Consider the following 19337-nt stretch of genomic DNA (forward strand, 5'->3'; position numbering starts at 1 on the left):
TTTCCCGTCCGACACCTCTGCGCGGCTGCGCCCCGCGTTCGTCTCCCGTTCCTCTCCCGCTCATCTTCCGGTCGGGGGACCGGGAGACGCACAGCGGCCGCACAGCCCTTCTCGAGCTCCAGTTCTTGATCAAGGTGGGGAGAAGCCCGGGATGACAGGTGCCGAATTCATCGCCCGGACGATCTCTACCGGATCACTTCTCGGCGCGAGAACCGGAGACGGCCTCGACGGGCTCGCTTCCGTCACTCCCTTTCCGTACGTGGACGATCTCACCGGTCGCCGGGATTCCAGGATCCTCCGCCGGGACTACGGTCTTTTCGAAGTGACGTGTGGTGGCGAACCGGACTGGGTGTGCCTGTCATTTTCTCTGGAGGTTCACAGGCTGCTCCGGCTGCCGGAATTGAGGGAGGAGGTTCGCGAGCAACTGGGCGTCCGTTTCGAGCCCTTCACGAACTGGGCGGATGTCCGGCGCGAGCATGCACGCATCCCTGGCAGTGGTGACCTGGAAGTACTGGATGGGACTGCGGGATATCGCGCCTTCCGGGAACGTTCCACCGGGACAACGGTCCAGGTCGTGCACGATCCGAGTGCCGGGCGGGAAGAATTCCCCGGACACGGCGATGTGTGGAGTGTGGACCTCATCTCGCCCCGTTTCCTGCGGTAGCGCACGTCGCGGGCAGTCTGCGTCAGCCCATGAGCGCGTCGACGAGCTGCGCGTACGACCAGGCACGGGGCCGCAGGGTTGTCCTCGGAACGGCCGTTGGTTTCGTTACGGACATCCGCGACGGACCGGAAGCGACGAGGTCTTCGGGGCGCGCGGGCCCCTGACCTTCCGGCGGCGGACCTTGGCGCGGCTACGGCGTCGGGCGCCGCGCCGGTTGCCCGGCAGGACCAGGGTGCGGGCACGCGGAGCTGGGGCCACGCTGGATGTATGGCTACTCCCCCGATTGTGATCCACCGACCGACACCGTCCGGCGCGCGGCTCGTCACCGTGCACATCGCCGGCCGCGAGGAGAAGCTGGGGCTCGCCCACAGCGATCACGATGTCATCGTGTTCCTCGCCGACGCAGGCATGGCGGACCCGGCTCGAGCCCTCGACACTCCGTCCCTCGTCGAGTGGCAGGGCGCCGCGGCCCACGAATTCGTAGCTGCCTGAACGTGGCCGGAGAGCGGGCAGCCGGTCGTGCCTTCATGACCGGCCGGCCCCGCGCGCCTCGGTGCGGTCCGCCGCCGGAGCGAGCAGGTGGCGGCGGAGAAAGGCGAGTTCGGCCTCGACGGCCTGTTCGCGCTGATCCATGAACGGGGCGTAGTGGCCGCCGGACAGGCGGACCACCTCGGCGCGGGGTGCCCGTCCGGCCGCGCGCACGGCGGGCTCGCTGAGCACCGAACGGTCCTCGTCGCACACGAGCACCAGCAGCGGGGAACGCACCTGCGGGGTGACCCGGCCAGGCCGGTAGAGCGCGATCCCCGGAATCGAGCGAGCGGCGATCTCCTGGTTCCACTGCGGATACCGGTTGCCCGGGTTGAGCGCCTCGTCCCCCTTGACGCCGTCCGGTGTGGAGAGCATCGCGACGGTCCCGGGTTCAGCTGCGAGCGGCACCAGCAGCGGGCGCCGGCCGAGCAGAGCGCCTGCCGCGTCCAGCAGGATCCTGGCGGTGAGCCGGAGCAGCGCGAGCGGTTTCTGGTAGCTGCCGGCGCTGCGTGCGGCGGCAGGCCCGTCGGTGTTGGGTGTCTGGGCGATGGCTGCCGCGAGGTGCGGATTGCGGGCCGCGACGCGCAGGACGTGGCCGCCGGACAGGGAGAAGCCCCAGAGGGCGATCCGCGCCGGGTCGGTCTCCGGCAGCGCTGCGGCGAAGCCGATCGCCGCCTGCCAGTCGTCGAGCTGGTCCTCGATGCGTACGGTCTGGCGGGGGCCGCCACCGCTCTCGCCCAGGCACCGGTAGTCGAAGGCGAGGACCGTGAACCCGGCGGCGTGGAAACGGGCGGCGAACGGGTCGGTGCCCGGCTCCTTGGTCACACCGCCACCGGCGGCCATGACCACGCAGCCGCCGTTCGTCCCTGGGTAGTGCCAGGCGGCGCAGTACGTGCCGCCGACGGCAAAGCGGACTTTCTCGCGTATCACGGACGTGTCCATGCCGACCTCCGGGTGGCGGATTCATCCTTCACAAAAAGTGAACCACGTGGTTCACATTCTGTCCACGCCCCTCGGCCCGCGCTCTCGGAGAGCAGAGAAGTGAGGCCTTACGCGTCGGCGCCCTCCTCCCGTTCCAGCGCACGGACCAGGGCGTCGAACCCGGCGGCGACGCCCTCCGTGTCGCCACTGGTCCTCGCGTCGACCAGGAACCCGCGCAGGGTGGCCAGCACCATCTCGGCGACCTCCAGCTTGCGGCGGTCGGTCCAGTGCGGCGGGCAGACGGACAGGAGCGTGGGCAGGTACTGCTGGGAAGCCTCGCGGCCCAGGGCCGAGTAACGCTCGGAGTCGTACATCGCGAGGCCGATCGCCTGGTCCAGGACCCGTGCCTCCTCGCCGACCAGGACGGGCCACACCGCCCGCACCCAGTCCCCCAGCGAACGGCGGGCCGGCCCCTCCGCCGCGAGGTCGAGCGCCTTGCGGATGCGGCGCTCCCGCAGTCGCACCACGGCCTGGACGAGCAGGTCGTCGGCCCCGTCGAAGTGGTAGAGCAGCACCTTGTGCGTGGCGCCTGCGGCCCGCGCGGCACGGCGCAGCGAGAAGTCCACGAGTCCGTTGGCCGCGAGGTCCTCGGTGACCCGCTCCAGCAGTTCCCGGCGGCGGGCCTCACCGCGCGGCGATCCGGCCGAACGCCGGTAGCCGGGACGTTCCGGTGAGGTCTCGTGCGCGTTCTCGTCGGCGGAGATGTTCATGACGACAGCTTCCCCGATGCGCCACGCGGACGCGGGGCCCGGATGCCGCGCTGCCCCCGTATCCGCCGGAGCGGGTACGGGGGCAGCGCGGGCCTCGACTCGGGTGGTGTCACTCGGTCTCGACGAAGGGCGGAAGGTCGGGTTCGACGAACAGCCCCTGGTAGCGCGGTGTCGGCACGGCCTCGACACGGCCCGGGGCCTCGGACGCCGAGCCCGCCGCGCTCTCGTCCGAGCGCCGCTGAACCTGGCGGGTCGGGGTATCAGCCATCGGGTCTCCTGTGTTATTTCGCAGTTGCTTGTGACGGCCCCGGGACGCCGTCCGGTCCTCGGAACGCGGCGGCGACGGGGTGTGGCACCGTCCCGGCCCCACACCCACCAGGGCACCGGTATCCGACGAGGCCTGCTGAGACTATCCGTTGCCCCGGGCCCGACCGTCGGCACCATCGCCCTGTCCGGCCGTCATTCGCCTGCACAGCCGCGTCAGCGGGCGTCGCGGTCCTCCTGCCACCGGGTGTACGGAACGCGGGAGATCTCCCGTACGCCTCCGAAGGTGCCCCACTCGTCCTTGCCGAGCCGGGTCAGTGGGCGCAGCGCGGTGACTTCCGGATGCCCGTCCGCCATGACGGCCTCGTCGACCGCGGCATGCACCACACGGCCGAACACGACAGTGGAGTCGCCGAGCAGGACCGTGCTGTGCAGTTCACATTCCAGCGCGACCGGCGACCCTGCCACGCGCGGCGGTTTCACCCGCAGACTGGGCTCCCGCTCGACGCCCACGGCCTCGAACTCGCTGATGCCGCGCGGGAAGTCGGTTGCCGTCGCGTTGATCTGCTCGAAGAGGTTCTCCGGGGCGAAGTTCACCACGAAGGTGCCCGTCGCCTCGATGTTGCGCAGGGTGTCCTTGCGTCCGACCGAGGTGAACTGCACGACGGGCGGGCTGACGCAGGCGATCGTGAAGAAGGAATGGGGGGCCAGGTTGGCCGTCTCGCCGTCCGGGGTGACGGTGGAGATCCAGGCGATGGGCCGGGGGACGACCACGGCGGTGAGAAGCCGGTAGAACGTGCCGGTGTCGGTGGCGCCGGGATCGAAGTCGATGCGCATGACGCCGAGTATGGCGTCCCGGCCTCCCGCCTTCCTACGCCTCCGCGTCCCCCGGGTCTCCTGGTCCCTCGGAACCGAACTGCTCGGCACGCAGGGCGAGGTCCTGGAGGACGTCGGCGGACGATACGTCCGTCTGCCCCGAGTCGTGCACCTGCGCCAGCATCGCGAACGCCAGGGTGAACGCGCCGACGAGTTGCTCCACCGCGCCGCCGACCTCCCGGCCGACCAGGGCCACCACGTCCTCGATGGTGGCGTCCTCGGGGATAGCGATCCGCGGCATCGTCTCGTTGAGGAGGGCGGTCACCACGGTCGAATCGTTGCTGGGGTCGTCACGGTCCGGGTCCTCCTCCAAGAGGCGGCGCATCTCGCCCGCTTCGGTGAGGATGCCGATCACACGTTTCACGACTTCGCTCTGCTCCATCCCGCGAGCATAGGTGCAGGCGCACCGGCCGACGAGGACAACAGGCGTCCGCCGCAGGCCGCGCCGGGCCCGCGCCCGCCGGGCTCCCGCCGGGCCTCCCCTGCGGTGCGCCCCGGCCGGCCGTAGCGTACGGGGCAGACCGGCCCGGCGGACCCGGCCCGGACCCTGGCGTCAGGTACGAATACCGGCCCCCAGCACGCACCCCCGCACCCAGGAGGCATTCATGACCGGCACCGAGCTTCCCGTGATCGCCGCGGTCGACGGGTCCACGCACAGCCGCGACGCGCTGGACTGGGCGGCCCGTGAGGCGGCCGGGCGGGGACTTCCCCTGACGGTCGTGCATGTCCGCCTCCTGACCCGGCGTACCGGCCAGGAGGCGCAGCAGCGCGAGGCGGAGGAACTCCTCGCCGAGTCCGTGCGCCGCGTGAACCGGATCGCGCCCGGACTGCGCCCCACGACGCTCGCACCGCTCGACTTCCCTTCGGCCGCACTGGTCTCGCTCAGCCGTGACGCGTCGCTGGTGGTGGTCGGTTCGCGCGGGCTGGGCGGGTTCCGCTCCCTGATGCTGGGCTCCAACAGCCTGGCTACAGCCTCGATGGCCGAGTGCCCCGTGGTCGTCATCAACGGCGGGCCGCCGGACGAGGAGCCTGACGAGAATGCTCCGGAGGTCTTCCGGGACATCGTCGCCGGGGTGGCCGCGGACGAGAGCAGCGAGGCGGTGCTGGAGTTCGCCTTCGACACGGCGGCGGCCCGGCCCGGTGCGCGGCTGCGGATCGTGCACGGCTGGACGATGTTCTCGTCGGTTCTGTCCGGCGGCCCTGTCTTCGACCGGGATGCGGCGGCCGACGCCGCCGAGCGGTCACTCGCCGAGCTGACAGCGGGATGGCGCGAGAAGTATCCGCAGGTCGACGTCGTGAAGGAGCCCGTCAACGGCTCCGCGTCGCGCACCCTGGTCACCGCGTCCGCGACCGCGGCCCTCACCGTGATCGGCCGGCGCAAGGGTGGTGAGTCCCTCGGCCTCGGTCTCTCCCCGGTGGCGCAGACGACGCTCACGCACGCGCTCGGGCCGGTGGCCGTGGTGCCCTGCTGAGCTGCCTCGCGGGCCACGACCGACGGGCCCTTCGACGGCCGGTTCCTTACCTTCACGGCCCGCTGCGGATGCACGGCACTTGGTCCCTGACGTCCGTGGGCCCACACTGACCCGATGACGCAGCGTGTGGATCTCTCGACCGTGATGGACCGGCTCGCCATCGATGCAGTGATCACCGGTTACGCGGTGGCGGTGGACGACGGTGCGTGGCCGGACTACCGGGCACTGTTCACCGCGGACGGCCGCGCCGACTACCGCACCGCGGGCGGCATCGACGGCTCCGCCGTCGAGGTCGCCCAGTGGCTCTCGCAGACCATGCTGTTGTTTCCCGTACGGCAGCATCTCATCGTCAACCGGCGCCTGGACCTTCAGGACCTCGGCGGTTATCCGGGCGACCGCGCCCAGGTGCAGGCCGACTACATGAACCCGATGCGGCTCGTGAGCGAGGCGGACGGGGGCCGGAGCGGGGACTCCGGCTCCGGGAGCCGTCCGACCGCACCGAACTTCGTCTCCGGCGGGCGTTACGCCTTCGAGCTGCTGCGTACCGACGACGGCTGGCGGATCCAGGGTGTGACGGTCCATGAGAAGTGGCGGGACGTGTCGGACTCCCCCACCGCCCGGTGATCCGCCCCGGTCCGCTTCCGCTGCCCCACACTGGGGGAACAACACGGGGACGGGATTCCGGATGATGCCTGCCACCCGGTAGGCCGAGGAGGCGCGGCATGCCGAGCGGGGTCGTGGAGCGCGTGCGGGGCGAACGGATACTCGGCTCGGCCCCCGGGCGCGCAGGTGCGGCGCTCCTCGCGGGCGCGCTGCCCGCGCTCGCCTTCCCCGCACCGGGGCTGTGGTGGTTCGCGTACGTCGCCCTGGTCCCGTTGCTGCTGCTGATCCGGTCCGCCGGTACGGGGCGCAGGGCGGCGCTCGACGGCTGGCTCGGCGGGACGGGCTACATGCTGGCCGTCCACCACTGGCTGATGCCGAGCCTGCATGTGTTCATCGTGGTGCTGGCGGCCCTGCTCGGTCTGCTGTGGGCCCCGTGGGGGCTGCTGGTCGCCCGGCTCCTGCGCGGGCCGGTCTCCGGCGGTGGAGTCGTGGCGGCCGTGATCGTCGTCCCCTGTGGCTGGCTGATGATCGAGACGGTCCGGTCGTGGGAGGGGCTCGGCGGCCCCTGGGGGCTTCTCGGCGCGAGCCAGTGGCAGGTACCGCCGGCGCTGCGGCTGGCATCGGTGGGCGGGGTGTGGCTGGTGAGCCTGCTGGTGGTCGCGGTGAACACGGCGCTCGCCCTGCTGCTCACGGCTCCCACCGCCCGCAGGGTGTCCGCTGTCACGCTCGTGGTGGCCGCCGTGGCCGTGGGATCGGTGTGGGTGTGGGCGCCGCGGCCCGAGCGGTCCGGGACGGCGCGGATCGCCGTCGTGCAGCCCGGTGTCGTCGAGGGGCCCGGCAGCGTGCAGCGCCGCTTCGCGCGCAGCGAGGAGCTGACGCGCTCACTGGCGGGCCGGGACCTCGACCTGGTCGTGTGGGGTGAGAGCAGTGTCGCCGTCGATCCGGTCCGGAGGCCCGATGTCACCGCGCGGATCGCCGCGCTGTCGCGCCTGGTGGGCGCGGACGTGCTGGTGAACGTGGATGCCCGGCAGACCGACGCGGCGGGCCGTACCGGAATCTTCAAGAGCGCCGTGCTGGTGGGTCCGCAGGGGCTGACCGGGGACCGTTACGACAAGATGCGCCTGGTGCCCTTCGGGGAGTACGTCCCGGCCCGCTCCGCGCTCGGCTGGGCCACGTCGATGGGCAAGGCGGCGGGCGAGGACCGGCTGCGCGGCACGGGCCCGGTGACGATGACGCTGCCCGGCGCGCACGGCCTGCGCTTCGGCCCGCTGGTCTGCTTCGAGTCCGCGTTCCCCGACATGAGCCGGCGGCTGACCCGGGACGGCGCACAGCTCCTGATCGCCCAGTCGTCCACGTCGTCCTTCCAGCACGGCTGGGCGCCCGGCCAGCACGCCTCACTGGGTGCGTTGCGGGCCGCGGAGAACGGCCGCCCGATGGTGCACGCCACGCTCACGGGCGTCAGCGCGGTGTACGGCCCGCAGGGGCAGCGCGTCGGGTCCCCTCTCGGTACGGACACGAGCGGGGCCGCGGTGTACGGCGTGCCGCTGGCCCGGGGCACGACGCTGTACGTCCGGCTGGGCGACTGGCCCCTGTACGGCGCGCTGGGGGTGCTGGCGGCCTTCTGTGCCTTCGAAGGCGTACGTGCCCTGCGCAGGCGTGACGCGGCGGAGCCGGTGGGTGTGGTCGCCGCGGTGGCCCCGGCAGGTGATGCGGGACCGGTGGGCGCCGCCCGTACGCCCGACGAGGCGCCGGCAGAGTCCGCGCCGCAGTGAGTCCGGTGCTCAGGCGGTACGGGCCGCAGTGAGTCCGGTGCTCAGGTGGTACGGGCCGCAGTGAGTCCGGTGCTCAGGCGGTGCGGGCCGGTGCGTGCACCGTGACGATGTCGCCGATGGCGTCGACGGTGAGCGCGACCCGCTCGACCTTGTTCGTCACGCCGAGGACCAGCCACACCACGCCCCAGAGGAAGCAGGTGAAGGCGGTCAGAACGGCGTGCAGCACATGGTTCAGCGGCCGGCCCCGGACCATGACGACCTGGGTCTCGGAGCGGGACTCCACCCGCCAGCCGCCCGCGATCCGCTGACCGACCGCCCAGTCGAGGATCAGGGCCCGCTGGACGGCGTCGGGCGGCCGCCCGTCCGCCGAGTAGTACCCCGGAGGCGGCTGGAGCGCACCCCAGCCCTGTGGCTCGCGGTGGGGCTTCACGAGGTCACCTCCACGGGCCGGCGGTCCATCCCCCCAGCCTGCATCGGGGCCGTTCCGCACGCATCCCGAGCCGTCTGCGGTGCGGCGGCGGGCGGACCGGAGGCGCTACGCGCAGTCGAGGTCCCGCAGGACGCGCTCGCACAGCTCGTGCGTCTCCAGGGCGTCCCGGGCGCTCAGCAGCTTTCCGGCCCGGACGGCGTCCAGGAACGACCACACGCTCTGCTCGATGCCGCGCTGGCGGGCCACCGGCACCCAGTCGCCGCGGCGCCGCAGGCTCGGCTGGCCCTTGTGGTCGATGATCTCGGCGAGGTTGACCACTTCGCGCTTGGAGTCCTGGCCCGAGACCTCCAGCCGTTCCTCGGTCGAACCGCTGAGCCGGTTCATCGCCCCGATGGCGGTGAAGCCGTCCCCGGCCAGCTGGAGCACGACGTGATGCATCAGGCCGTCACGGATCCTGGCCCGGACGACGGTGTGCTCGACGGGCCCGGGGGCCAGGAAGCGCAGTGTGTCGACCACGTGGATGAAGTCGTCGAGGACCATGGTCCGCGGCTCCTCCGGCAGCCCGACCCGGTTCTTCTGCATGAGGATCAGCTCGCGCGGGTGCTCGACGCACTGCGCGTAGCCGGGGGCCAGCCGCCGGTTGAAGCCGACCGTCAGGGTGACACCGCGCGCCTCGGCGAGCTCCACCAGGCGTTCGGACTCGGCGAGTTCGTAGGCCAGCGGCTTGTCGACGTAGGTGGGGACGCCCGCTTCGAGCAGCCGGCCGGTGATCTCCGGGTGCACGGCGGTCGGGGCGTGCACGAACGCCGCGTCGAGGCCTTGGGCGAGCAGCGAGTCGAGGTCGGTGTGGCACTGACCGGCCGGGATGCGGTGGGCGGCGGCGACGGAGGCCAGGGTGGCGGGGGTGCGGGTCTGCAGATGCAGTTCGACCTCCGGCAGGGTGGTGAGTACCGGCAGGTACGCCTTCTGCGCGATGTCGCCGAGCCCGATGCAGCCGACCTTCACAGGGTCTCCTTCTCGCTGTTCAGCGCCGCGCGTCGCGGTCCTCCTCCGTGGAGGCCGACCGCCGCCGGACCGGCGCGTCCTTCGTCCGGGCAGCATACGTGTGCTGCGGAGGACGCCAGTCGGCGATGCCGTCGAAGGTGCGCAGGACGAGCCCCGGCCCGAGCCGGGAGAGGGTGGCCATCATGAAGTTCCGTACGGCGACGGCCGGGGCGGAGGTCAGTCGCATCAGCCGGGTGGTCTGTGCGGACTTGCGGACGATGGCGGTGGTGCGCGGCAGCCGGTCGGCGGTGTAGCCGGCCAGGCCGGCGCCCAGGTCTCCGCCGGGTGCCACGTGGTGGGCGAGCACGATGCCGTCCTCGATGGCCTGGTTGCCGCCCTGGCCCAGGGTGGGCGCCATCGCGTGGGCGGAGTCCCCCACGAGGACGGTGCGGCCGCGGTGGAAGGCGGGCAGCGGTGGGGTCATCTGGTACACGTCGTTGCGCAGAACGTCCTCGGGCCGGGCGGCGGCGATGATCTCCGGGACGGGGGCGTGCCAGTCGCCGAAGCGGCGCAGCAGTTCCGCCCGTTCGTCCTCGGCGCGCTCCCCTGCCGGGGCGGTGGCCGCCGCGTACGCGTAGATGCGGCCGTCCTTGAGGGGCTGGGTGCCCCAGAGGGCTCCGCGGCCCCATGTCTCGTGCGGGGCGAAGGGTTCGGGGGGTGCGGGGACGACGACGCGCCAGGTGGTGATTCCGGCGTAGGACGGGCCTGGGTGGTCGGGGAAGAGGGCGCCGCGTACGGCGGAGTGGATGCCGTCGGCGCCGACGACGAGATCCGCCTCGATCGTCCCGTCCGAAGTCCGGATCATGGCGCGTCTGCCCCCGGCGACGCCCGGGTCCACGAGGTACGCGGGGCAGTCGGTGCGGATGGCGGACTTCGGCAGCCCGGCCGCGAGGCGGTCGATCAGGGTGGCCCGGTGCACCAGGACGAGCGGTCCGCCGAACCGCTCGGCGGCTGCGGTGCTGTCCGTCCGGGAGAGCCAGCGGCCGTCGGGGCTCCGCATCCCTCCTTCGCCCTGCCAGGCCGCCAGGGACCTGATCTCGTCGCCGAGCCCGATGACGTCGAGCGCGCGCTGGGCGTTGGGGGCGAGACCGATGCCGGCCCCGACGGGCGCCGGCGAGCCGGCCCGCTCCAGCACCGTGACCTGCCAGCCGGAACGGTGCAGCGCCACCGCTGCCGTGAGGCCACCGATTCCGCCGCCGATGACGACCGCGCGGGGAGCGTCCATGGCTCCTCCTCACCTGTCAGGAACTACACCTGTAGTGACACGACTACGTTACTACAGGTGTAGTGCCAACGGTAGGTTGATCCCATGGCCACACGCACCGCCGCCGGCTCCTTGCGCGCCGGACTCATCACCGACGCCGCACTCGCGCTCCTCGCCGAACGCGGCATGCGAGGACTCACCCACCGCGCGGTGGACGAGCGCGCGGGCCTCCCCCAGGGGTCGACGTCCAACTACGCCCGCACCAGGCAGGCCCTGCTGGAGGCGACGGTGCGACGGCTGGCCGAACGCGAGGCCCGGGTGCTCGCACCGGGAGAGCTCCCGACGCCGGGCGCGGCACCGGACGGGACGGCAGAAGCCGGAACGGCCTCGCCGGGCGACGCGTCCGGACCGGCCGCGCCCCTCGGCCCCGACGCCCTGATCGCAGCTCTCGCGACGGCCCTCCACCGCTATCTGACCCGCCATCCCGACCTGCTCATCTGCCGGTACGAGCTCGCCCTGGAGGCGACCCGCCGCCCCGAACTGCGCGCGTTCTACGACGATACGGGCCGGCAGTTCCGCGAGCCGCTGGAGGCACTGATGGCGGCGGCCGGCTCGCCGGAGCCGGAACGGCACGCCCTGTCCCTGGTGGCCTGGTGCGAAGGCCTGATGTTCTCGTGCGCGGCGGGCGCCTACCACCACGCCGTCCCGACGGAGGCGGAACTGCGCACCGGCTTCGGTGAACTGCTGCGGGGGATGCTGGGCGGAACGCCGGGCGGCCACTGACTCGCCCCGGCCGCGCGGGACCGCAGGAGGCGGGCGACCCGGGGCGTCACGCTGACCGGGTCACTCGTGCGGGCCAATCCGGGCCTCCCCGCCCATCCGGCGCCCGGTCCGCCCCCAGAGTTGATCAGGTGCATCGAACCAGAACCACCGCGAAGCTCCTGGTCGGCGTGGCTGTCACGGCCCTGTCCGGGTGTATGTCCGTACAACCGCAGCCGAGCGCACCAGCACCCCCAGAGACCAGCCGGCCGGCGCAGGACCTGTCCCCGCAGATCGTCCGGCCCCCGGTACGCGACACGCTGGAGGCGCTGCCGGACCCGAAACCTTCGCCCTCGGCCTCCCGTGGGGCGGCCCCGACACCTCCGGCGGCGCGGCGCGACGGGCAGCGGCCCCCGCAGCAGCAACACCCCGGGCAGCCCCGTCCGCAGCCGCGCCGGGTCGCTCCGCCCGTCCCCGTTCCCGCCGTGCCGGCGCCCGTCACCGGGGCGGACGTGTGCGCGCTCGGCCGGGGGTACGGGCACTGGCCCGCGGGCAGCCCGCAGTCGCGGATCTGCGACGACACCTACCACCGCTGACGCGGCGGACCGCACCCCCGCCCCCGTCGGCCCGCACGGGGACGCGTCCTGGAGCGGCGGCCGCTCAGAGCTCCCGCAGCCGCCGCTCCAGCCGCCCGATGGCCGCCCGGATTCCTCCCCCGTACCCGTCGTCCGCACTGTCGTCCGCGAGGACGCCCGAGGCGTCCCGCGCCCGGTCCAGATGGATCCGGGCGGCGGCGGGGCGCCGGAGCTTGAGGTAGTCCGCCGCGAGGTTGAGGTGCAGCGAGGGATAGAAGGCGCGCACCGCGAGCGCGTCCCGGTGAGGGGCCACACCCCTGCCGGTCAGCGCCTGCGCGGCGGAGAGCGCCCGCAGGTCCCAGGCCAGTTCGTCGCCGGGGTCGTCCTGGGTGTCGGCCATGTAGTGCGCGAGGGTGCACCGGTGCCACGCGTCGCCGCCCTCGCCGATCTCCCCCCAGAGGGCGCCGAACCGGTTGCGGGCCTCCTCCCGGTCACCGCCGTGGAGCAACATGATCGCCTGGCCGATCCTGGTCATGACGACGTCCTGCGACGCCTCCTGCTGCTCCGTCACCGCGGTCTCCCTCGCACCTGTCCGCCCACGCCCGGCCGATCGATTTCGACCTGCTCCAACTGATTCCTGACGGATTTTCACCATTGCTGGCGATTCCATCCGGTTTGCAGCCGTTTCGACGCTAGTCGTCGTGGCGGAGATTCGCACTCAGGCTCCGGCGCGCCTCAGCCCAGGTCGGGGATGCGCCAGTCGATGGGCCGGTGCCCCTGCGCCGCGACCGCCTCGTTGATCTGCGTGAACGGGCGCGAGCCGAAGAACTTCTTCGCCGAGAGCGGCGAGGGGTGCGCACCCTTCACCACCACGTGGCGCTCCTCGTCGATCAGCGGAAGCTTCTTCTGTGCGTAGTTGCCCCAGAGCACGAAGACCGCCGGGTCGGGCCGCGCGGCGACGGCGCGGATCACGGCGTCCGTGACCTTCTCCCAGCCCTTGCCCTTGTGGGAGTTGGCCTCACCCGCGCGCACCGTCAGCACCGCGTTGAGCAGGAGAACGCCCTGCTCGGCCCACGGCATCAGATACCCGTTGTCCGGGACCGGCAGGCCGAGCTCCTCCTTCATCTCCTTGTAGATGTTGCGCAGGGAAGGCGGTGTCCTCACACCCGGCCGCACGGAGAAGCACAGGCCGTGCCCCTGGCCCTCGCCGTGGTACGGGTCCTGGCCGAGGACCAGGACCTTCACCTTGTCGTACGGAGTCGCTTCCAGAGCCGCGAACACCTGCTCCCGGGGCGGATAGACCGGCCCGTCGGCCCGCTCCTTCTCGACGAATTCGGTGAGCTCCCTGAAGTAGGGGCTCTCGAGCTCCTCGCCGAGGACGCCGCGCCAGGACTCGGGCAGCGGGTAGGTGTCGGTCACGTCAACAACCTCCGGTAAGCAATCGGTTCTTGATGGGAGAACCTACCGGGGGCCACTGACAACGCTCTGCAGGGAGCCCTCCCGGGGGCCCGGCGACTCGGCCGCCGGGCCCCCGGAGCCCCTACCAGCTGGCCTTGCGGTACAGCTCCCACATCTGCATGACCGTCTGCGGGTCCAGCGCGCGCTCGCCGCCGCCGATGTCCTCGCCCGCGGCGACGTACAGCTTGCCCTGCCACAGCGGCAGCAGCCGGACGTCGTCGACCAGGATCTTCTGGGCCCGTTCGAACTCCTTGCTGACCGCGCCGCGGTCGCTCTCCTTGCGGGACTGGGGCAGCAGCTCCTTCGTGATCTCGTCCTTCACGTAGGGCATGCCGGTGATGCTGTCCTTGCCGACGAACGGGGCGATGAAGTTGTCGGGGTCCGGGAAGTCCGGGAACCAGCCTCGGCCGAAGACGGGGTAGTCGCCCTTGGTGAAGCCCTCCTGGAAGGTCTTCCAGGGCTTGCTCTTCAGGGTGATCCTGAACAGCCCGGACGCCTCCAGCTGGCGCTTGAGCTCGGCGAACTCGGGGGCCGTCGACGATCCGTAGCGGTCGGTCGTGAACCAGAACGTCATCGCGACCGGCTCCGTGATGCCCGCATCGGTGAGGATCTTCTTGGCCTTCTTGCTGTCCGGGTCGCCGAAGTTGTCGAAGAAGCTGGTCGTGTGCCCCGCGATGCCCTTGGGAACCATGGAGTACAGCGGCTCGGCGGTGCCCCGGTAGACCTTGGCCACCAGGGCGTCGCGGTCCACGAGCTGGGCTATCGCGCGCCGGACGGCCGGGTTCCCGGCTGCCGGGTCCTTCGGGTTGAAGACCAGGAAGCGGATGTCGGCGCCGACCGTCTCGACGATCTGGAGATCGCTGTTCGCGTCCTTGTTGTCCTCGAGGTTCACCACCTCCTCGGCACCCAGGCCGCGGTACGTGGCGTCGATCTCGTTCTTCTTCAGGGCCGCGACCATGGCGCCGGACTCCTTGAAGTACCGGATGGTGACCGCGTCGTTCTTGCGGTCGGCGAAGCCCTTGTAGTCGGGGTTCCGCACCAGCTCGGAACGGTCCCCCTGCTTGTAGCCGTCCAGCAGGTAGGGGCCGGACCCGGTCACCTTGCCGTCGCTGCGGACCTTGTGCTTCGAGTACGCGCTGGGCGCCACCAGCGACATGGCGGGTGTGGCCAGCACGAACGGGAAGGTGGCGTCCGGCTTGCTCAGATGGAAGATGACGATGTCGTCGCCCTTGGTCTCCACCCGGTCGAGCGAGCCGAGCATTCCGACCGGGCCGCCCTTGACCGCGATGGACCTGATCCGGTCGATGGAGTACTTCACGGCCTCGGCGTCGAGCTTGTCCCCGTTGGAGAACTTCAGGCCCTTGCGGAGCTCGCAGCGGTAGGCGGTGCTGGTCATGTCCGTGAACCGGCAGTTGTCCGCGGCGTCCGGCTCGGGGCTCGTACTGCCGGTGGGAAAGCTCACCAGGGTCTGGAACACGTTGCGCATCAGCTCCCAGGAGCCGTCCCATGCCGCGGCGGGGTCGAGAGTGGACGGCTCACTCGTGGTCCCGACCGACAGCTTCTGTTCCACGTCCGAATCGCCGCCCGGAATCAGACCGCAGCCGGCCAGCAAGGACAGGGATGCAAGGGCTGCAGCAGCCTGCAGACTGGCCCGGTAGAACACGCGCACGCTCCTCGATCAGCCATGGGTCGGCAGACCATACCGCAGCGCCCCGCCGGGTCAATCCGCTGGCCCGGCGGGGCACTTGAGTCAATCAGGGCCAAACCGGCCCAGGCCGTTCTCAGCCCACGCCGGCATTCAGGAAAATGCCGCCGTCGACCACGAGGGTCTGTCCGGTGATCCAGTCGGACTGGCTCGACGTGAGGAAGGCCGCGGCCCCGCCGATGTCCGACGGGACGCCGAGCCGGCCCAGCGGGTAGGCCGCGGCGGCCTCCGCCTCGCGGCCCTCGTACAGCGCCTGCGCGAACCTGGTCTTCACGACCGCGGGGGCGATCGAGTTGACCCGGACGACCGGCGCGAACTCGTGCGCGAGCTGCAGGGTCAGATTGACCATGGCCGCCTTGCTCATGCCGTACGCGCCGATGAAGGGCGAGGCGGAGACGCCCGCGACGGAGGCGATATTGACGATCGCCCCGCCGTTCTCCTTCTGCCAGGCCTTCCAGGTCTGCTGGGCGAAACCGAGCGCCGAGATCACGTTCGTCTCGAAGACCTTGCGGGCCACGTTGAGGTCGAGCTCGGCGATCGGCCCGAAGACCGGGTTCGTGCCGGCGTTGTTGACCAGGAAGTCGACCCGGCCGAAGGCCTCCATGGTGCGCTCGACGGCCACTGCCTGGTGTGCCTCGTCGTGCGCCTTTCCGGCGACGGCGATGACCCGGTCGGAGCCGAGCGCCTCGACGGCCTCCTTCAGCGCGTCCTCGCCGCGTCCGGTGATGCACACCCGGTCGCCGCGGGCGACGAGCGCCTCGGCGATGCCGTAGCCGATGCCCCGGCTCGCACCGGTGATCAGTGCGACCTTGCCACTGTCCTGCACAGTCATGATGTCCGTAGCCCTTCGGGTCAGTTGAGCGGTCCGCCGGCGACGTACATGACCTGGCCCGAGACGAAGCCCGCGTCGTCACCCGAGAAGAAGGCGATGGCGTTGGCGATGTCCTCGGGGAAGCCGACGCGCTGCACCGGGATCTGGGTGGCGGCGGCGGCCTGGAACTCCTCGAAGCCCATGCCGACGCGCTCCGCGGTCTGCGCGGTCATCTCGGTGACGATGAAGCCCGGCGCGACGGCGTTGGCGGTGATGCCGAACTTGCCGAGCTCCTTGGCGAGGGTCTTGGTGAAGCCCTGCAGGCCCGCCTTGACGGCGGCGTAGTTGGCCTGGCCGCGGTTACCGAGGGCCGAGGAGGAGGACAGCGAGACGATCCGGCCGAACTTGGCGTCCACCATGTGCTTCTGGACGGCCTTGGCCATCAGGAACGCGCCCTTGAGGTGCACGTTCATCACGATGTCCCAGTCGGACTCGCTCATCTTGAAGAGCAGGTTGTCGCGGAGCACGCCCGCGTTGTTGACGAGGATCGTCGGGGCACCGAGCTCGGCGGCGACCCGTGCGACGGCGGCCTCCACCTGAGCGCTGTCCGACACGTCGCAGCCGACGGCGAGGGCCCGTCCGCCGGCAGCGGTGATCTTCTCGACAGTGTCCTTGCAGGCCGCCTCGTCGAGGTCGAGTACGGCGACGGCGCGGCCCTCGGCCGCCAGGCGTACCGCGGTGGCGGCACCGATGCCCCGTGCGGCTCCCGTCACGATGGCTACGCGCTGCTCGGTGGTGGACATGCTTTGGCTCTCCTCGCCCTTGGATCGCGGCTCAGCGGACGTCGGGCACATTCCCAGGAGAACGTTCCCGATAACTGAGCAACCGCTTAGTACCTTCAGCAGACGAGACGCTAGAAGCCCTGGCACCCGGTGTCAACGGCCCACGGACGCAGCGGCGCATGTCACACCGGACGGCGCCGCCACCGCACAGTGCGGTGGCGGCGCCGGACGGGCTGCGATCAGCGCACCAGCAGGTCGAGGAGGCGCTCGACCTCGGCGGCGGGGTCGGTGGTGAGGCCGCTGTGCACCGGGCTCGGCTGGATGACGGTCGAACGCGGCGCGATGAGCCAGCGAAAGCGCCGCCCGGCGTCGTCCCCGGCGGCCTGGCCCGCGTCCGTACCGCCGCGGCAGATGCCCTCCACGGCGTACAGTGCGGCCCGCACCCCGGTCACGTCGGCGCCGGGGTCCAGGGCCCGGAGCTTGCCCTCGTCGAGGTCGGTGCGGGCGGCGACGAACCCCTTGGCGCGGCAGTAGACCACCACGCCGGCGTTGAAGAACTCGCCGCGCTGGACCCGTGGCACCACGCGCAGGAGGGCGTACTCGAAGACATCGCGCTTGTTCACGGCCGGCCGCCCTTGTCGCTGTTCTCGTCGTCGTGCCGCGGGGCCAGGCGTTCGACGAGCCAGCCCGGGGCCTGGGAGGGCTTGGACGCGGTCGGCGCGTCCAGGGTGATCCGCTCGTGGATGGTGGCGGCGCGCGGCAGCAGCGCCTCCACGTAGGCACGGCGCAGCTGATCCGTCGAATCGAAGCCGGGCTCGTCGACCAGCCACTCGTCGGGGACGTCGGCCGCGACCTCGGTGAGCAGTTCCTCGGTGACCAGCGGGGCCAGCTCGGCCGCGGCAGCCGCGACGTCGGGGGCGAACGGCGCCAGCGCGTGGTCGGACGCGTTGTACGGCTTGGCGGCGGACGCCTGGGCACCCGGCCAGTTGTGGTGCCAGATCATGGTGGCGCCGTGGTCGATGAGCCACAGGTCGCCGTGCCAGATCAGCATGTTCGGATTGCGCCAGGACCGGTCGACGTTGTTGATCAGCGCGTCGAACCAGACGACGCGTCCCGCCTCGCGCGGGTCCACCTCGTAGGCGAGCGAGTCGAACCCGAGGGAGCCGGGCAGGAAGTCCATGCCGAGGTTGAGCCCGCCGCTGGCCTTGAGCAGCTCCTGCACCTCCTGGTCGGGCTCGGCGAGACCGATCACGGGGTCGAGCTGGATCTGTACGAGATCGGGCACCCGCAGCCCGAGCCGCCGCCCGAGCTGCCCGCAGATCACCTCCGCGACGAGCGTCTTGCGGCCCTGTCCGGCTCCGGTGAATTTCATGACGTACGTGCCGAAGTCGTCGGCCTCGACGATCCCCGGCAGCGATCCGCCCTCCCGCAGGGGGGTGACGTAGCGGGTCGCAGTGACTTCTGTGAGCATTTCCCCACGTTATACGGCGCCGCTCCCTTCGGATCCACGGACCGGCGCCGGGACCGTGGAGGCCCAGGAAGCCACGGAGACGCCCTTACGGTTCCGTGACATGCCGACTCGTCGTCGAACGACCCGGTGCCGGGCGGCCTACCGTGGGCGACATGCGTGTACTGGTCACCGGCGGCGCCGGGTTCATCGGGTCCGAGATCGTGCGGACGCTCGTGTCGGCCGGGCACGAGGCGGTGGTGCTTGACGCCCTGCTCCCCTCGGCGCACGGCGGCAGTGCCGCCCCGCCCGGTGCCCGCGGCGAGATCGTCGTGGCGGACGTGCGCGACCGCGAGGCCGTGGACCGTGCGCTGGTCGGCATCGACGCGGTCTGCCACCAGGCGGCCATGGTCGGCCTCGGCAAGGACTTCGCGGACGCGCCGCAGTACGTGGGGTGCAACGATCTCGGGACGGCCGTCCTGCTCGCCGCGATGGCCGGGGCGGGGGTGCGGAGTCTTGTGCTCGCCGGATCGATGGTCGTGTACGGGGAGGGCCGGTACGACTGTCGGCAGCACGGCCGGGTCCGGCCGGGACCGCGGGCGGAGGCCGATCTGGCCGCGGGCCGGTTCGAGCCCCGCTGCCCCTCCTGCGGCACCGAACTGACCTCCGGGCTCGTGAGCGAGGACGCGCCGACGGACCCGCGCAACGTGTACGCGACGACCAAGCTCGCCCAGGAACACCTCGCCTCCTCGTGGGCACGGGCGACGGGCGGCCGCGCGGTGTCGCTGCGCTACCACAACGTCTACGGCCCCGGGATGCCGCGCGACACCCCGTACGCGGGTGTCGCCTCCTTCTTCCGTTCGGCCCTGGCCCGGGGGGAGTCGCCGCGGGTCTTCGAGGACGGCGGTCAGCGCCGGGACTTCGTCCACGTGCGGGACGTGGCCGCGGCGAACTCGGTGGCGCTGGAGGCGGCCCGGGAGCGCGCGCCCGGAAGCTTCGCCGCGTACAACACCGGCAGCGGGGAGCCGCACACCATCGGCGAGATGGCCTCGGCCCTGGCGTCGGCCCACGGAGGGCCGGCACCGGTGGTCACCGGTGAGTACCGGCTCGGAGACGTACGCCATGTCACGGCGGACTCGCGGCGCCTGCGCGACGAACTGGGCTGGAGGCCCGAGGTGGGCTTCGCCGACGGGATGGCGCAGTTCGCGGCGGCACCGCTGCGGGAGGCGGCCGCCGGTCTGCCGGCCTGAGA

Annotated in this window: 23 protein-coding genes; 8 read left to right on the forward strand and 15 right to left on the reverse strand. The window is 71.7% G+C overall.

The features are described from left to right. Window positions 1-151: 151 nt before the first annotated feature. Together ACIBJG_RS11340 and ACIBJG_RS11345 are read left to right on the forward strand one after the other, a co-directional pair. Window positions 152-664, forward strand: coding sequence for a hypothetical protein (locus ACIBJG_RS11340; RefSeq protein WP_399307009.1), 513 nt, complete (start codon window positions 152-154; stop codon window positions 662-664). 267 nt (window positions 665-931) lie between these two features. Further along, the gene (locus tag ACIBJG_RS11345; protein WP_399307012.1) at window positions 932-1156 is read left to right on the forward strand and encodes a hypothetical protein; all 225 of its coding nucleotides are present in this window, start codon (window positions 932-934) and stop codon (window positions 1154-1156) included. Window positions 1157-1189: 33 nt separating this feature from the next. Here ACIBJG_RS11345 and ACIBJG_RS11350 read toward each other — a convergent pair whose 3' ends face one another. The 5 genes from ACIBJG_RS11350 to ACIBJG_RS11370 all read right to left on the reverse strand — a co-directional run bounded on the left by ACIBJG_RS11350 (window position 1190) and on the right by ACIBJG_RS11370 (window position 4405). Continuing rightward, window positions 1190-2134 (reverse strand): alpha/beta hydrolase, encoded by a 945-nt coding sequence (locus ACIBJG_RS11350; RefSeq protein WP_399307015.1) that lies wholly within the window; start codon window positions 2132-2134, stop codon window positions 1190-1192. Window positions 2135-2241: 107 nt separating this feature from the next. After that, the gene (locus tag ACIBJG_RS11355) at window positions 2242-2883 is read right to left on the reverse strand and encodes a TetR/AcrR family transcriptional regulator (protein WP_399307018.1); all 642 of its coding nucleotides are present in this window, start codon (window positions 2881-2883) and stop codon (window positions 2242-2244) included. A gap of 109 nt (window positions 2884-2992) precedes the next feature. Beyond that, window positions 2993-3151 (reverse strand): hypothetical protein, encoded by a 159-nt coding sequence (locus ACIBJG_RS11360; protein ID WP_399307020.1) that lies wholly within the window; start codon window positions 3149-3151, stop codon window positions 2993-2995. A gap of 212 nt (window positions 3152-3363) precedes the next feature. Next, the gene (locus ACIBJG_RS11365; protein ID WP_399307023.1) at window positions 3364-3984 is read right to left on the reverse strand and encodes a flavin reductase family protein; all 621 of its coding nucleotides are present in this window, start codon (window positions 3982-3984) and stop codon (window positions 3364-3366) included. A gap of 34 nt (window positions 3985-4018) precedes the next feature. Continuing rightward, complete coding sequence (locus ACIBJG_RS11370; RefSeq protein WP_399307026.1) at window positions 4019-4405, reverse strand: hypothetical protein; 387 nt, start codon at window positions 4403-4405, stop codon at window positions 4019-4021. Between the two features lie 223 nt (window positions 4406-4628). Here ACIBJG_RS11370 and ACIBJG_RS11375 point away from each other — a divergent pair, with 223 nt between their 5' ends. From ACIBJG_RS11375 to lnt, 3 genes are all read left to right on the forward strand, one after another. Continuing rightward, on the forward strand, window positions 4629-5495 hold the full coding sequence (locus ACIBJG_RS11375) for a universal stress protein (RefSeq protein WP_399307028.1): 867 nt from the start codon (window positions 4629-4631) through the stop codon (window positions 5493-5495). 114 nt (window positions 5496-5609) lie between these two features. Next, window positions 5610-6119 carry a nuclear transport factor 2 family protein gene (locus ACIBJG_RS11380; RefSeq protein ID WP_399307031.1) on the forward strand — a complete coding sequence of 170 codons (510 nt, stop codon included), beginning with the start codon at window positions 5610-5612 and terminating at the stop codon, window positions 6117-6119. A gap of 98 nt (window positions 6120-6217) precedes the next feature. Next, window positions 6218-7870, forward strand: a complete 1653-nt coding sequence (lnt, locus tag ACIBJG_RS11385) for an apolipoprotein N-acyltransferase (protein ID WP_399307034.1) — start codon at window positions 6218-6220, stop codon at window positions 7868-7870. 73 nt (window positions 7871-7943) lie between these two features. Here the strand turns inward: lnt and ACIBJG_RS11390 are convergent, their stop codons facing one another. The 3 genes from ACIBJG_RS11390 to ACIBJG_RS11400 all read right to left on the reverse strand — a co-directional run bounded on the left by ACIBJG_RS11390 (window position 7944) and on the right by ACIBJG_RS11400 (window position 10569). Continuing rightward, window positions 7944-8300, reverse strand: coding sequence for a hypothetical protein (locus tag ACIBJG_RS11390; RefSeq protein ID WP_399307037.1), 357 nt, complete (start codon window positions 8298-8300; stop codon window positions 7944-7946). A 105-nt stretch (window positions 8301-8405) separates the two neighbouring features. Continuing rightward, on the reverse strand, window positions 8406-9305 hold the full coding sequence (locus ACIBJG_RS11395) for a Gfo/Idh/MocA family protein (protein WP_399307040.1): 900 nt from the start codon (window positions 9303-9305) through the stop codon (window positions 8406-8408). Between the two features lie 19 nt (window positions 9306-9324). Then, complete coding sequence (locus ACIBJG_RS11400) at window positions 9325-10569, reverse strand: FAD-dependent monooxygenase (protein WP_399307044.1); 1245 nt, start codon at window positions 10567-10569, stop codon at window positions 9325-9327. A gap of 84 nt (window positions 10570-10653) precedes the next feature. Between ACIBJG_RS11400 and ACIBJG_RS11405 the strand changes: the two genes are divergently transcribed. Next, window positions 10654-11331, forward strand: coding sequence for a TetR/AcrR family transcriptional regulator (locus tag ACIBJG_RS11405; RefSeq protein ID WP_399307047.1), 678 nt, complete (start codon window positions 10654-10656; stop codon window positions 11329-11331). Between the two features lie 128 nt (window positions 11332-11459). After that, window positions 11460-11903 carry a hypothetical protein gene (locus ACIBJG_RS11410; RefSeq protein ID WP_399307050.1) on the forward strand — a complete coding sequence of 148 codons (444 nt, stop codon included), beginning with the start codon at window positions 11460-11462 and terminating at the stop codon, window positions 11901-11903. A 64-nt stretch (window positions 11904-11967) separates the two neighbouring features. On the opposite strand, the gene ACIBJG_RS11415 is transcribed toward ACIBJG_RS11410, so the two are convergent. The 7 genes from ACIBJG_RS11415 to ACIBJG_RS11445 form a co-directional block, all read right to left on the reverse strand. Further along, window positions 11968-12453 carry a hypothetical protein gene (locus ACIBJG_RS11415; protein ID WP_399307052.1) on the reverse strand — a complete coding sequence of 162 codons (486 nt, stop codon included), beginning with the start codon at window positions 12451-12453 and terminating at the stop codon, window positions 11968-11970. Window positions 12454-12617: 164 nt separating this feature from the next. After that, window positions 12618-13301, reverse strand: a complete 684-nt coding sequence (locus ACIBJG_RS11420) for a uracil-DNA glycosylase (RefSeq protein WP_399307055.1) — start codon at window positions 13299-13301, stop codon at window positions 12618-12620. A gap of 121 nt (window positions 13302-13422) precedes the next feature. Next, window positions 13423-15003 carry an ABC transporter substrate-binding protein gene (locus ACIBJG_RS11425; protein WP_399307057.1) on the reverse strand — a complete coding sequence of 527 codons (1581 nt, stop codon included), beginning with the start codon at window positions 15001-15003 and terminating at the stop codon, window positions 13423-13425. A 118-nt stretch (window positions 15004-15121) separates the two neighbouring features. Further along, window positions 15122-15877, reverse strand: a complete 756-nt coding sequence (locus ACIBJG_RS11430) for an SDR family oxidoreductase (RefSeq protein ID WP_399307060.1) — start codon at window positions 15875-15877, stop codon at window positions 15122-15124. 20 nt (window positions 15878-15897) lie between these two features. Beyond that, the gene (gene fabG, locus ACIBJG_RS11435; protein ID WP_219567929.1) at window positions 15898-16659 is read right to left on the reverse strand and encodes a 3-oxoacyl-ACP reductase FabG; all 762 of its coding nucleotides are present in this window, start codon (window positions 16657-16659) and stop codon (window positions 15898-15900) included. Between the two features lie 218 nt (window positions 16660-16877). Further along, a complete protein-coding gene (locus ACIBJG_RS11440; RefSeq protein ID WP_399307063.1) occupies window positions 16878-17261 on the reverse strand; it encodes a DUF3037 domain-containing protein in 384 nt (127 codons plus the stop codon). Continuing rightward, complete coding sequence (locus tag ACIBJG_RS11445) at window positions 17258-18109, reverse strand: HipA family kinase (RefSeq protein WP_399307066.1); 852 nt, start codon at window positions 18107-18109, stop codon at window positions 17258-17260. The genes ACIBJG_RS11440 and ACIBJG_RS11445 overlap by 4 nt, the downstream gene beginning before the upstream one ends. 152 nt (window positions 18110-18261) lie before the next feature. Here ACIBJG_RS11445 and ACIBJG_RS11450 point away from each other — a divergent pair, with 152 nt between their 5' ends. Continuing rightward, a complete protein-coding gene (locus ACIBJG_RS11450; protein WP_399307069.1) occupies window positions 18262-19335 on the forward strand; it encodes an NAD-dependent epimerase/dehydratase family protein in 1074 nt (357 codons plus the stop codon). The last annotated feature ends 2 nt before the right edge of the window (window positions 19336-19337 follow it).

Source organism: Streptomyces sp. NPDC050422 (assembly GCF_044458665.1).
GTDB lineage: Bacteria > Actinomycetota > Actinomycetes > Streptomycetales > Streptomycetaceae > Streptomyces.